11 protein-coding genes are annotated in these 12,931 nt (G+C 64.0%); all 11 read right to left on the bottom strand.

Features of this window, described 5'->3' with window-relative positions:
- Window positions 1–13: 13 nt before the first annotated feature.
- Window positions 14–1,930 carry a hypothetical protein gene (locus D4754_RS14515; protein ID WP_121064832.1) on the bottom strand — a complete coding sequence of 639 codons (1,917 nt, stop codon included), beginning with the start codon at window positions 1,928–1,930 and terminating at the stop codon, window positions 14–16.
- A gap of 25 nt (window positions 1,931–1,955) precedes the next feature.
- Window positions 1,956–3,884 (bottom strand): coiled-coil domain-containing protein, encoded by a 1,929-nt coding sequence (locus tag D4754_RS14510; RefSeq protein WP_205589642.1) that lies wholly within the window; start codon window positions 3,882–3,884, stop codon window positions 1,956–1,958.
- Window positions 3,881–4,534 carry a hypothetical protein gene (locus tag D4754_RS14505; RefSeq protein WP_240453891.1) on the bottom strand — a complete coding sequence of 218 codons (654 nt, stop codon included), beginning with the start codon at window positions 4,532–4,534 and terminating at the stop codon, window positions 3,881–3,883. Before D4754_RS14505 ends, D4754_RS14510 begins: the two co-directional genes overlap by 4 nt.
- Before the next feature lie 526 nt (window positions 4,535–5,060).
- On the bottom strand, window positions 5,061–5,864 hold the full coding sequence (locus tag D4754_RS14495; RefSeq protein ID WP_121065316.1) for a DNA adenine methylase: 804 nt from the start codon (window positions 5,862–5,864) through the stop codon (window positions 5,061–5,063).
- A 263-nt stretch (window positions 5,865–6,127) separates the two neighbouring features.
- Window positions 6,128–6,331 carry a hypothetical protein gene (locus tag D4754_RS24015; RefSeq protein WP_163025925.1) on the bottom strand — a complete coding sequence of 68 codons (204 nt, stop codon included), beginning with the start codon at window positions 6,329–6,331 and terminating at the stop codon, window positions 6,128–6,130.
- 129 nt (window positions 6,332–6,460) lie between these two features.
- Window positions 6,461–7,444: an N-acetylmuramidase domain-containing protein gene (locus tag D4754_RS14485; RefSeq protein ID WP_121064826.1), complete on the bottom strand. Its 984-nt coding sequence runs from the start codon at window positions 7,442–7,444 to the stop codon at window positions 6,461–6,463.
- 241 nt (window positions 7,445–7,685) lie between these two features.
- Window positions 7,686–7,964: a hypothetical protein gene (locus D4754_RS14480; RefSeq protein ID WP_121064824.1), complete on the bottom strand. Its 279-nt coding sequence runs from the start codon at window positions 7,962–7,964 to the stop codon at window positions 7,686–7,688.
- Window positions 7,936–8,391 (bottom strand): hypothetical protein, encoded by a 456-nt coding sequence (locus tag D4754_RS14475; RefSeq protein ID WP_121064822.1) that lies wholly within the window; start codon window positions 8,389–8,391, stop codon window positions 7,936–7,938. The genes D4754_RS14480 and D4754_RS14475 overlap by 29 nt, the downstream gene beginning before the upstream one ends.
- Before the next feature lie 16 nt (window positions 8,392–8,407).
- Window positions 8,408–8,698, bottom strand: a complete 291-nt coding sequence (locus D4754_RS14470) for a hypothetical protein (protein ID WP_121064820.1) — start codon at window positions 8,696–8,698, stop codon at window positions 8,408–8,410.
- A 1,921-nt stretch (window positions 8,699–10,619) separates the two neighbouring features.
- Complete coding sequence (locus D4754_RS14460) at window positions 10,620–12,767, bottom strand: hypothetical protein (protein WP_163025923.1); 2,148 nt, start codon at window positions 12,765–12,767, stop codon at window positions 10,620–10,622.
- Window positions 12,746–12,931 (bottom strand): hypothetical protein (locus tag D4754_RS24245; protein WP_205589641.1); only part of this gene is annotated, 186 nt, incomplete at its 5' end. The genes D4754_RS24245 and D4754_RS14460, both read right to left, overlap by 22 nt.

The raw sequence follows: 12,931 nt of genomic DNA, 5'->3' as shown, positions 1-12,931 counted from the left end.
GGATTTAGGCGCTCTAGCGGAGCGCAGACGGGGATTTGAGGCGGCCGGGAACCCTGAAGACGATAAGGTGTCGGGCGAGCGAGCCGCCTTCAGGAACATAGGCACTGTGCCATAGACATTCCTCGATGCTTGGCACCGGCCCAAGCCGATCAACAAGTTCGAGCGCACCGAGAAATCCGATCCGGACATTGGCCGCCTGATAACTGATTGCCTGCGCCCGATAGCGATTGGCAGCGTCAGGTGAGAACGCGCCCTCATGCTTTTTGAGTTCGATAACGAAAGACGGGCCGCCTAGGCTGATGTAGAGATCTGTCCTTCCGGTCGCTATACCGCTCACCTCGGACAGGACCTCGGCGCCCACCAGATTGCCCTTAAGGAAGTCGCGGAGGTCTGACTGGAGGTCGGCCTCGCTCGGATCGTGAGCGCGCAGATAGGCACCTCGCGAACCGAGATCGCGTCTCCCAGCATTTTGCCGGTCACTACAGAAAATCAATATCTGTTGGAGGACGGCGTCGAACGCCTGCTGGACCTCGCCTGTATACTCGCTGCTGGCGGACAACTGATCACGCAGCGACGCCAGCACACGTTGCAGGACCGGGTTGGCAAGCTCGCGGTCATGCGCGACACGGCTGGCGAGACCGGCCTCGAGAGATCGTGCCATATCGGAGGGAATCTGCTCGGTCGAGGTGCCCTCAGGGAGAATGCGCGCGAGCAGCGGATATTGCTCATTCTCCCCAGCTTTTCCCGGTCCGGCACCGGCGCGGTAAGCCTCATCCAATCTGGTGCGGAGATTCTGCGCGATCATTCGCTGTACATCGGGCCATTGGCCGTCGCTAAGTAGATCGTCGAGATGGGCGGCGAGGCCGCGTTCGCGTAGGAATGAAGCCTCGACCCGGGGGCGCAGCACGAACCGCAGGCCGTCGCCGTGCGCGATTGTGCAACTTGCGTCATAGACGGCGAAGATGCGATCCATGGTCGTGGCGGCATTGATCCAGCTCGGACGGGAAAGATCGTTGGCCGCACGCTGGACCGTGCGCGCGAGTTCGAACCATTCAACATCCACGTCCTGACGCGGCGCGAGCCATGGCGTCACGCAGCCAGTGCGCAGCACTGTGGCACGATCCCGCGCCGCGGTGACCAGATCAGCCAACGTATCTTGCATATCAGCGGCACTTCGGTTCGCCGCAAAGCCAAGAACGAGATCAATCGCCAACCGATAGGCGCGCGCGTCCGACCTATCATCATCGGCCTCGCACGCCCGTTCGAAAAGCAGCCTCGCCGTATCCAAGCCGGCAAGGACTGTTACTACATCTCTGCCATCGAACGCGCGCGCCAGATGCGCGAGGCCGAGTTCGAACGCCGCCTCGCCTTCTGCTTCCTCATTGTCGAGCAGCCGGTGGAGCATAGTCAGCAGATCGTCATCGCCCCATGCATGGAAGGCAGCTCCGCCAATCTTCGCGACATGCTGGGCGAAGGGACCTGGCGCATTGGGTGCGACTTCGGCGAGTTCGAGCAGGGGCCGGTGACGGCTCACATCGCCTTCCAGCGCGAGACGGAAAAGGCCTTCGAACGAATAGGCAGCGATCAGCGCCTCGCGCTCGGTAGCGTGTTCCCGAATCCGTCGCGTGAATATCGCGGCGACCGCCTGCGCCATGGCAGCACGCAGCGTTGCACTCCTAATGAGTTGGTCAATCGCGTCGCGAAACGATTGCGGGTCGCGTGCCGCATCAAAGCCGTCAACCAAGAAATTATGCAGGCGCGCACCTTCCGTGGGCGGGGCCGCACTGATCATGTCGGCGAGAATGTCGAGGAAAGGTGCCGCATAGAGTCGATCAGCGTCAGCGAGGATTTCATCCACGCCGCCGAGATCGTCGATCGTGATCGGCTGGTTGCTAGCCAGACGCGACTCGAGAAGATCAAGCGCGCTCATGCTGAAGAATGCGCTGGCGGCTGCGCTACCATAGATAATCGTCTCCCGTCGCGGAGCGGCACCATTGCTCGCCAAGCTGATCGACAATCGCACTGGCATTGGCGCTCCCGATGATGATCTGCAGTCCCACGGTTTCACACGAAATCGCCTGAAGCTCGCTCAATACGGCGGTCAGATCATCGGGGCTCACTTCTTCAGCGGCAGGAGAGTCAACTATGAGGAGGCCGGGATGACGACCGAGGCCCCGTTCTTGTCCAACCCGAATCAAAGCCACCGCAGTCGCGATCCGTAGCCGCAGCCGCTCGCCTGCAGTCACCTTGCTGAAGCTGGTCGACTCGCCACCCTTGGTAAGCCGGAGAGAGGCGTTGGTATTGAGCTTTACCTCCTCGAGCATCTGCACACCGAGCCGTTGCCCCAGCGCGAGAATCTCCGTGTTCAAGCGCTCGAGTATGTCGCCGCGACCAGCGTTGTAGGCTTTATCTGCCTCGGCATGAGCCGCGTTGATAAGCGTAACATCGGAAGAAACAATAACGGGTGTCGCCGGTGTCTGGCGCTCCTTCAGTGCGCCCTCCAGTCGCGCAACTTCAAGTTCTGCCTTTCGACGCTCTTCGAATGTGGCACTCGTTGCCGCCTTGGTCAGTTCCCGCCGTGCATGCTCGAGCTCGTCGCTGCTCGACTTCGTCTTCACACTCAGCGCATTGGTGTTGGCGCGCGCACGATCGGCGGCAGCTTTGGCGGCCGCGAAACGCTGTTCGATCGCGTCCAACCCGTCGTCCGCGCCCTCCATCTCATCGATCGGGATCTCCTCAGCGCAGAGCGAACAACTCAGATCAGCACTTTCGCGCTTCAGCCGTTCGCTCGACACCCGCGTCTCGCAGCGCGGGCAACAAACAGGTTTCAGGCCGTTGAAGAACTGCGTCGCAACGATGTTCTCGCGCAGATCACGCACAGCACGCTCGTCCCCGGTCGCGAGGCGTTCCAGTTCGGTCGTTTCGGCCTCGGCACGGGCTAGGCGCTGCGCGAGATCGAGCGCAATTGGCGAAAGGCGAGCGACTTCGCCGGCCAAGCGCTCGATTTCGGAGGCTGTTCCGGTCACTTGTGCGAAGCCGTCCAGAATCTTCTTCGCCGCCTGAAGTTCACCGTCGATCCGCGTGCGGGCAATCTCCGCGTCCTTCGCCGCTGCCGTCGCAGCCTTGGACGCTTTCTCGGCTTCTTGTTCAAGCTCGCGCTTGACGGTGCTCGCCTGCATCACCGTTGTCGCCCAAGGTATACCAATATACATCTGCAACATGCGTGCTGGCAGACCCCCCATCTGGACGTCACCTAGTAACTGCTTGTGGTCGCCGCCGAAGTAGAGGCCGCCCGAAAGCGCGGCCCAGCCATGCTCAACAACTTTGCGCTCGTCCTCTTTGCCCTGCATCGCCGTGACCGGGTCGAGATCGAGTGTATTCATCATGAAGCGCGACATCGCGGCCTCGAAGCCCTCGTCCGACATGAAGCGATCGAGTTCGTCCGTCTCTCCTGACGGGCGGCGGCGCGCCAAGCTGCCGCGCGGAACACGCTCGTCGACCGCGAACTCCACCACGTAACGCTGATCATCGACATCAAATTCGACGCACACCGAGGACAACCACCGGCGCACGTCGTCCTGCAGGCCCTTCGGCCTGCCTCGCAGCGCCCACAGCAGGATTTCCAGCACTGTTGATTTGCCCCGGAGGTTCCTCTGGCTCGTCACTGCCCAGACGCCGGCGGTCAGTTCCGACCAGTCAAAGTCGATCGCACCCTGAGCGGTTCCGCGCTTTTCACCCCTGAACGCGATACGGCGTATCGTCAACGTGGGCGCGGGTCGCAACGGCCGGTCTGCCACAATTCCTCTCTTGCGCAGAGCCAGTTCCGCTACTGTGGGGCTCATACCTGCCTTTTCCGCGACCATCTCCAGCCAGCTACCGGTCATTTGTCCAGCCTTTCCAAGATTGCTGCGAGCCGTGCCAGCACCTGATCGGTGATCGGCTGGATTACATGGCTAAGTTCTGTTCCAGCATATTCGGCCTGTAGATACTGTCGGTCCTTCAGTGCCTTGCCACCCTGTGCGCCTGCCACCCGAGCCACGATACCAGCACGGTCGCGATACCAGCCAAGTTCGGATGCTGCGGCGGTGATCCGCACCAGCGCGTCTTCGCCTGCGGTGGTCAAAAGATAGAGATGTTCGCGGATCTTGCCGCCGGGAACACCGTCGCGCTTGATCCGAATGAGGTCAGCTGCCCGCAGGATCGCCAGCGCGTTGTCGAGCGGTTCAAACGCCCCGAACAGATAGCGGACCATCGGTAAGCGCCGGAGATCGGGTTCGCGATCATCGAATATGCCCTGAGCGATCATCACCAGATCACGTTCGCCGGACGCCTCGAACTCAGTTAGGAGTTCGTTGGCGAGATAGTCGGGATTGCGCATCCAGAAGTCCAGCGCCTGCAAGCGCGACTGGGAGTGCAGGACGGAAACAACATCGTCCCCCCAACGGATCGCATTATTTTTATCTCCTGCCGCCTGAATGCAGGCAAGCAAGCGAATGGCTGTCTGTCTTTCGCTAGCAACAGCTATCTCTGCCATTTCGAATTCACCCTGCCGTCGATTTTCGCCAGCTTATCTCGCCTGGATACCATTTCTTCCTCTACCCGATTGCTCCTCAAAGACTAGCTAAAGCCACGATGTTCGACGTAAAATATAATGAACCTTAGGCTAGGGGCTCGAGGTATCGTCCGCATAGTCCTAAATTGCGCACACTCCTTTTCTCGTTGCGCTGAGGTTCTATCCACAGACAGGACCATCCTAAACGGCCGTCAATTCCCCGGTCCGATGCAACTTCGCCCGCAGTGAGGCATCACGGCGATCCGTCTTTACGCGGTCTTCCAACTGATCCAGCGAGTTTCCCACGCGGTGTGCCTGATCGTCTGCTTTTCCAGCTTGCTGCAGCTGCCGTGCCGCACCGCCGCAAGTCCGCTCACCGCCCTCCGCGTCGCCCAAGTTGGCGTGAACGCTTCGAAGCAAGAAAATGTTCTTCCGCCGTACGCTCCCTGCCGCGAGAAGGTTGGGGAGGACCTCCATCGGTCGCCCCCGCCCATTCAACACTAACCGTTCAAAGCAACGTTGCCTCCACCTGCCGGTTCGACACCAACAATTCATTCGCCACGGTCGCACCGTCCTTGGCCACAGTATACTTCAGCTCGACTTCGCTCAGGTGGAACGCGCCGAACAGTTCCCGGGTTTTCGGCGTGTCGTTGATCGAGAGGATAAAGGCGCCGGCCGCATCGTCCAGGGCAGCCCTGATCGCTTCGAATTGGTTGCGATCGAACAGACCTTTCCCATAGTCGCTCTCGCCGCCGTAGTACGGCGGATCCAGGTAGAAGAGCGTCCCCGGCCCGTCATAGCGGCGTACGACGTCTGCCCAGTCGAGGTTTTCGAACACGACGGCTTCGAGCCGCGAATGCGCGGCATCGAGAAGCGGCTCCAGCGCGGACAGCCGGAATCGGGATCGATCTTTCGCGACCCCGAAGACACCCGACACCTGCCCGCCGAACGCCAGGCGCTGCAGGTAGAGGAACCGGGCGGCGCGCTCGAGATCGGTCAATGTGGCCGGATCGGTTTTCCGCAAGCGTTCGAACTCCTTTCGCGAAGCGACCTGGAAGCGCAGGATTTCCAGGAATTGCGGATAGTGGCGTTGCAGGATCCGGAAAAGGTTCACGATCTCGCCGTTCAGGTCGTTCATGACCTCGAGCCTGGGGCGCCATTTCCGGCGGAGGAACACGCCTCCCATCCCGGCGAACGGCTCGACATAGGTGGAATGGTCGATGCGCTCGATCCGCGCGATGATGGCCTGGTGAAGGGCCTTCTTGCCGCCCATCCACGGGGCCACGGGTGCTGCAGCGGCAACTTTCGTCATTGTCATGGGGAGTTGGTCCAGATTTAGTCGCGCCACTCTCGCGGGAGTCGGGCGACATTATCTGACTTCATGTCGGCGCAGCTGTGTTGGAAGCAGGGCTGCGTGGCGGTGAGCAATCACCGCCCCCGCCCGTGTGGCGGGTGCCGCAAGGGCCCGACGCGGGAAGACGCCTGGGACCGTTGAGGCCGTTCGGCGGAGGACTGTCATGCCCTCCGGCTGACCGCCCGGGACGCGTGCGAACGCGCAGCCGGACGGATCTCCGTTCACCACGCGCAACCGGCTTCCGACGCCAGCACAACGTCTGTGCCGGCTTCCCCGACGGATTGCGGCGTGGTGGATGTTTCGTAGGCCAAAGCGGACCGCAGGGCGGCGACAGGGCGCTGCAGGCCGTCACACAGGCCCGATGTCTCAACAGGAGTCGTGCAGGCGCTCATACCAAGCGCAGCCGACAGGGCGATCCAGCGCATTGTCTATCCTCTCTCTGGTGTCGATACGGTCTTGCAGGTCCTGGACCCGGTCACCCCGGGCCCAGAACACCGCCCCGGCCGTGAAGGCAGCGACGATGATCGCCGCCCCGATGCCGACAAGCGCCAGCCTCATGCCAGCACCCGGCGTGACAGGATGATCCCACCGGCGACCACGGCCATGCCGATGGCGGCATAGATCATCAGGTCATAGGCATGCTCCGGCACGACAGCCTGAAGCCCGGCGGCTGCCGTGGTGATCGTGCCGACCGTCGCCGCGCCCTTCCCCACCATCTCGGACACCCGGTCGACGGGCGTGGCCTGTTTGACCGGCTCAGCCGATGTCCGCGCTTCCAGGGCCGCCCAGGTAACTTGACCGACAACGCCGTCCACCTGCAGGCCAGCCGCGCTCTGGAATCGGCGGACAGCCGTGTCCGTCTGAGGGCCAAAGCTGCCATCCGCCTCGATCTGAAGCGCGGTCTGCAGCCGCTTGACCGCTGGCCCCGAGGATCCGAGGCGAAGCACGGCAGGCGACGCCACGCCGCCGCTGTGGCGTCGGTAGGCCGCTTCCATCTTGCGGGCGTAGGCGCCGCCCTGCCCGCCCCCGTTGTAGCGGGTTTCGATTGTCTGCCAGTCGTGTGCCCGGATGGCCGATGCCAGCCCCCAGGACGTGACCAGCGCCACGAAGGCCGACAGGTGGTCGCCTTCGGACGCGGCCATGGCCTTGACCATGGCGGTCGCGGTGTCGAACCCGGCCGCTTCGCAGTTGAAGCCCATGATCTGCGGCCCGCCCCAGCTGGTCGCCTGATACGCGGCTTCGGCGTCCAGCGCCTCTGCCTTGCCGAACATCGCCTCGCGTGCGGAGGTCTTGAGCCGGTACGATGCCTTCCACGGCGCCAGCGCGCCGGGCCGGAACCCGATCTTGGGCCAGAGAGAGCGTGGCATGTGATGCGGCTCGAACCGGCGTGTCAGGCTGCCGTCGGCGCGGAAGCCCCTCCCGGCGCTTTCGACATCCCACAGCGCGCGGATCGCGGCTTCCTCGCAGTTCAGCAGCATCGCGGCCGAAGCGAATGCACCGGCCGACATCGGCGCGGCGGCTCCTTTCCAGATAGGCATGATGGTTCTCCAATGCAGAAAACCCCGCGTGAAAGCGGGGCATTTGGTACGGGTTTTCTGGTGCGAGCGGGCTAAGGGTTGGACTCTTAACCCTTATTCAGGGTCTCGATGCCAAACATGACCGATGGGACCCAAGATCCGCTCGATGACCTTCGACATACTGGCCTGCGCAATCGGATTGGCGATCAGCGTGGACAAGGCTCTGTGGTACGCTCGCCTGTTGTTCTGATCCGATCGGGTTTCAACGCGATCGGGTGCGATCTTCCAGGACCGCAAGGACGCGGCCGTGCTCGTCTTGCTTTTCGCTCATTTCCTGCAGGTCGCGCTGGATGACAGCCAGGGCCGGTGCGATGTCGCCGGCCCGGCAGGACGCCCCCGAGACCGCGGCGGCCACCGCGGCGCTGGTCGGTTTGCCCTTCTTCACGCCACGGATCGTGACGACGATCGTTCCGATAAAGGCGCCCAGCCCTGCCCCGACGATCGCAACTTCTTCAGGCCCGAGGCCGAGCAATTCGGACATCAGCGCCGCTCCTGTATGCTGCAAGTACATCGAAGGCTGCCAGGACCAGGTACGTGCCGAACCCCGTGGTCAAAGCCACCGCGTTCTGGAAGACGGCGCCGGCCGTTAGCCAGGCCCAGCCGAAGGTGACCGCCAGCATCGTGAACACCGTGGCCCCCACGACAGCACCCGTGGCTCTCATGACAGGCGAACGACGCCACTGCCCATTGATGTAGAGCGCCGCAAGCCGAGCCGAAGCTATCAGCGCCAATGGCGTCGACAGCATGGCCTCGTCGAACCCCATGCTGCGGAAGGGCGCGAACCCGGCCCGTCCCATCGTGTCGCCGGGCACCATCAGGGTGATCGCGAAGACCAGCAGCACGCAGCTGGTCAGCCACTCGGTCGCGCGGCCGTGCTCGATTATGGCGAAAGCTATGCGTTGGGACATGCCGACCTCGACAGGCTCAGCTCGCGAAACTGGCCGAGGCTTCGGCGATCCTGGCCTCGGACACCTCCGCATGATCGGGATACTCGGGCACGCCCGCGGCAATGTTCGGCTCATGGCGGATCGGCGCGCCCTCTTCGCGAAAGGTTGCCACCCGGTGACCATCCACGAACAGGCCGATTTCGCGCGGATCCTGCGAGTAGAACATGCAAAGCCGTGTGCGGTCGTCCAGGACGACATTCATGTCCGTCCGGATATGGTTGATCCATTCATTCATGTCGAAGGTGCAGAGTTGGGCAAGACTTGCCATGGGAAATTCCTTTCTGGCGGTTGAGGAGTGAAGCCGGCTATCAGCCGTTCAGGAAGACGCCGGACACCTGCGCGGCAACGTCAGCGCCGGAGGTCTGGGTCACGGTCAGGCCGCCGGACACGACCGAGAACGCCAGGTTCAAAGGCGTTCCCAGGGTATCCAGTATGAGCCCGCTCTCGCCCTGCTTGCGCTTGATCTTGCAGGTGCCGTCGATCTCGTTCGCGACGCCCGAGCAACTGACGATAATCGTCGTGTTGCCGCCCCATTCCGAGAGCTGCTCGGCGCTGATNGTCCGTCAGCTCGAACCGATCCGAGACGAATTGCTCGGCCTGAACGACCGTGTTGAACCGCACCCTGCGCCCGGTCGTGCCCGAACCAGGCGCAAACTCGCCCTTGGAGCCGCCCCAACTGTTCCCGAAGCAAGAGGCGATCGTGACGGCATCGCTCATGTCGATCGCGTACTGATCGGGAAGGTCGCTGGCGCCCTCCATCTTGATCGCATGGATCACCATGTCGGCATGCACGCCCAGGCCGACCACCACGGGGCCATCAGACCTCTTGTTGCCGTCGATCTTGGTCGCGAGGCTATCATAGGCGCCGCCGTCCATTTTCAGGACGATGCCGTGCCCCGTTTCGTCGCCGCCGCATCCTTGCGTGAAGATGTTCGAGAAATGGAAGCGCGAGAAACTTGACGTGCCGCCCGGATTTTCGACCACGCCCTCGTAAATCATGGCTTGAGCCGTGCTCTGCAGCTCGACCTGCACAAGCCCGCTTGTCAGGCGCAGTTTCCCGTTGGCACCGCCGGAGATCATCACGTTTTCCGACCAGTTGCGCCAATTCTGGATCAGGATCAGGATCGGCGTGTTCGTGACGCCCGCGATCCCGGCAGGATGAAAGCCGAGCTGCGCCGCGTCCCGCATCTTCCAGAACGGGGCAACGGTTTGCGTGGTGGACCATTCACCGCCCCGCAGTACCAGCCGGCGGCCGCCCGTCTGCCCGTGATACGTGAAAAACGTGCCCGCACCCCCGTGCAGAACCTTCGCGCCCTCGGCCGCGATATGCAGGCTGCCCATGAGCGGCGCGGCGTAACCGCCGGCGTAACCGGCCCGCATCGACAGCTCCGGCAGATCATCGACCACGTAGGGGCCACCGCGCCAGCTCGGCGTGATTTCCACGGTCCCGCCCTCGGGCCGGTTGGCGATCATCCACTTGAAGAGGCTCACGAAGGCCGCCGTGTCCTGCGCCATGTTCCCCGGATCGCCGTCGCCGACCGGATTGAAGGCCCGCAGCGTCGGCGTCTTGATGTAGGACGGAACAATGAACGGTTGCCCGCCGCCGTTCGCGACGAACGGCTCATCCGCGCCAGGCACCGCTTTCGCCTGCAGCTTGAAATCTTCCACAAAGATCTCATCGCCATCGTTGTAGGCCGCGCCGTCAACTTCGAAACCGGCGAAGTTGTCCCAGAACCGCCGCGCGATCCCGGCCGGGAAAAACTGGCTCAGCGTGTTGAACGCCCAATCACCGGCGTCATCCGTTGCCGCATCACCCACCGCGGCAACGATCAGATCCCCGGGCCGCAGGGCCACCCCGTCGATCGCGCCGGCCGTTCCGATAAACCAGCCGTCACCCTTCGACGCCCCGGCAGGGAAGGCGCCCCCCGAGGCATCCCACGGTTCGGCCTGAATAGTGACCCCGAGCCCCATGGCGGCGATCCTGTCCGACAGGATCTTGAGCGGCGCATTGAATGCCGCCTCGGCCAGGTCCTTCCGGGTTTGTCTTGTTCCGGCCGCAGCGGCGGTCGTCGGGATCTTGACGGTTGGCGCGTTCATGAGAAACCTCGCTCTTGAGAAGGCGCGCCAGGCGCGCGCGTTTAGCCGGCCCCGTCGATCGACAGGCCGCCGATGCCCCCGCAGGGGCAATGTCAGGTAATGGTCAGCGTGAACGGGCCGGCGGCCGGGCCATCGGACCCGGTGCGCGAAACCGCCGTGACGAAGAAATCGGCCTCGCCAGGATCGGCCCCGGCGGCAATATCGGCCGTTTCACCCGGCCCCACGGCCAGCACGCCGCCGATATCCTCGGCCGCGCCGAACCCGTCGCCGGTCTCGGCCCGCCAGATCCGCGCGCCCTGGCCGATCAGGCTTCCCGGCATGGTCACGTTGAAAGTGGCCTCGCCCGCGCCGGCCGTCGCGCTGTTGACCGTGATCTCGAAATCGACAGAAACGCTTTCCTTGACCACCCAGGCGGATGCAGAGCTTCCGACCATGGCGCGCAACCGCATATCGAACTCGGGATCTATCGGCGGGTTGTGGATCCAGCCATAGACCTTGCCGCTCGAGTCGCGCAGATCCGCGTCGATCACCCCGCCCGAGATCCAGGCGCCGGGCTCATCGGCCGTGACGTTGGTCATCTGCAGCTCGTAATGCGTCACTGAGGCCGTAGGCGATGGCGGCGCGGCGAACCGCAGGCGCGAGACGATCGCGCTGCCCGCGTCGAAATCCACACCCGGCCCGGCCGTGATCTCGATCTCGCCCGGCGGTTCGACCTGCGGATAGGCGAAGTCGGTCGGCAGCGTCGTCAGCTCCTGTTCATGCAGCTCCGCATCATAGGCGAACACCGCGTCGGAATATTCCCGCAGGACAAACGGCGTCCGCAGGGCCACGCCCTCGTCATCTCCTGTCAGCGACGCGGCCGATCGCAACGAAACCGCCTGCCATGACCCGTTGAACCGCGGCCGGTCCGGCAGGGCACCCGTCACCCTGGCGCCGGGCAGGAGCTGGATCATCTCCGGCGGCCCGACCGAGGAAAACCGCTTTTGCAGCAACAGGCGCTGGCCCTCGATCCAGCGCAGCCGCTGCGCTTGCGTGCCACTTTGCACCATCGTCAGCGGATGATCGAACACGCGGGTTGCGGCGGCCGGCGCGTCGGGCACGGGCCAGGGGCCGAGATCCGCGGTCTCATAATCCCGATCGGCCGAGACATAGGTCGTGCGAACCTGGCCGAAACCGCCATCGCCCGCGGCGAAGCGTTCGAACTCGTAACTGTCCAGGATCTCGGACAGCGTGTAGGCCGCCGGGATCGGCGCGGCCGGCAGCAGACCGCGCCGCCCGCCGATCTGCACCAGCTCCGTCGCGCCGGCGGCGAGAAGCGGCTCGATCTGATCCTCGAGCTCACTATCGGCCGAATAGACAAGCGTCCCCTGCACCCGGTAGCGTTTTTCCGTATCGCCGCCTTTCTTCGCCGCGTCCTCGTCGGCCACGTCCGCGGCCCATTTGCACAGATCGAGGATAAGATCATCCAGCACCAGCGGCGCGACCGGGCTCTGCGTCAGCGCGTCGAGCGTGCAAAGCGCCTGATTGTCGCTCGCGAGCCAAGTTGCGGGATCGTCCAGGCTTTGCGCCGGATCGCGCGGATCCCAGACGTAAGACCAGGGCCCGCGCAGCGCGAGATCCGGCGGCAGAGACGGCCAGCGGTTCGCGCGCTCGGCCGTTTTGCCCACGTCGATTTCCATCCAGACCACGGTGCAGCCGCGCCAGGCGTCCGTTTCCTTGAACCATGTCGGGTTGCCCTCGGAATAGGGAACGGCCGCGGTCACGGCCGCCGGCGGCGCGGTCTGCTCGCCCCGGCCGATCCACACCCGGATATAGCCCGCGAAAGGCTCGTTCGTCGCCGTCGCGCCGGCCCCGTCGAAATCGTAGGGATCCCCGTCCAGATCCACCGGCCGCTTGTCGAGCCGGAGCGTGAAGGGACCGGCAGACGGCCGGCTGTTGACCAGCCAGACGCCATAGAGCTTGCCGTCCTTCACCACGTTGACCGGCGCCGGCGTGCCAACGGCTTCCGTCTCGCCGTAGACGTGCCGCTTTGCCGGCAGGCTTGTCGGTTGGCGCAGCTCCTGCTCCTGAACTTCGATCGGCGATTGCGTCCGGCTTCCGCCCGCGCCTAGCGCGCGCGACGCGGTACTCAGGAGAAGCCCGCCGGCCAGGTTCGCGAGCGCCGGACCCAGCACGGCGGCCGCGGCCTGTCCGACACCGGCGGTCACCAGCGCGGCCGCTACTGCGGTTCCCATATCCATGCCCTTTCCGGCGTGAAGCCGCCTGCATATCCGCGGCGCGATTTCGCCACCCATTCGTCAGGCGCGGGGCAAAAGAGGAGGCTATCGCCCCGGCCCGTGAAGCCGACCCCGAGCGCGCCCGGAACCGCGACCCCGGTCTCGGCAAAGCCGCGCTGCGCCGCGAT

This window comes from Chachezhania antarctica (assembly GCF_003646465.1).
GTDB classification, from domain to species: domain Bacteria; phylum Pseudomonadota; class Alphaproteobacteria; order Rhodobacterales; family Rhodobacteraceae; genus Chachezhania; species Chachezhania antarctica.
The sequence above is the reverse complement of the archived record's forward strand: the minus strand, read 5'-3'. Positions and strand labels throughout refer to the sequence as shown.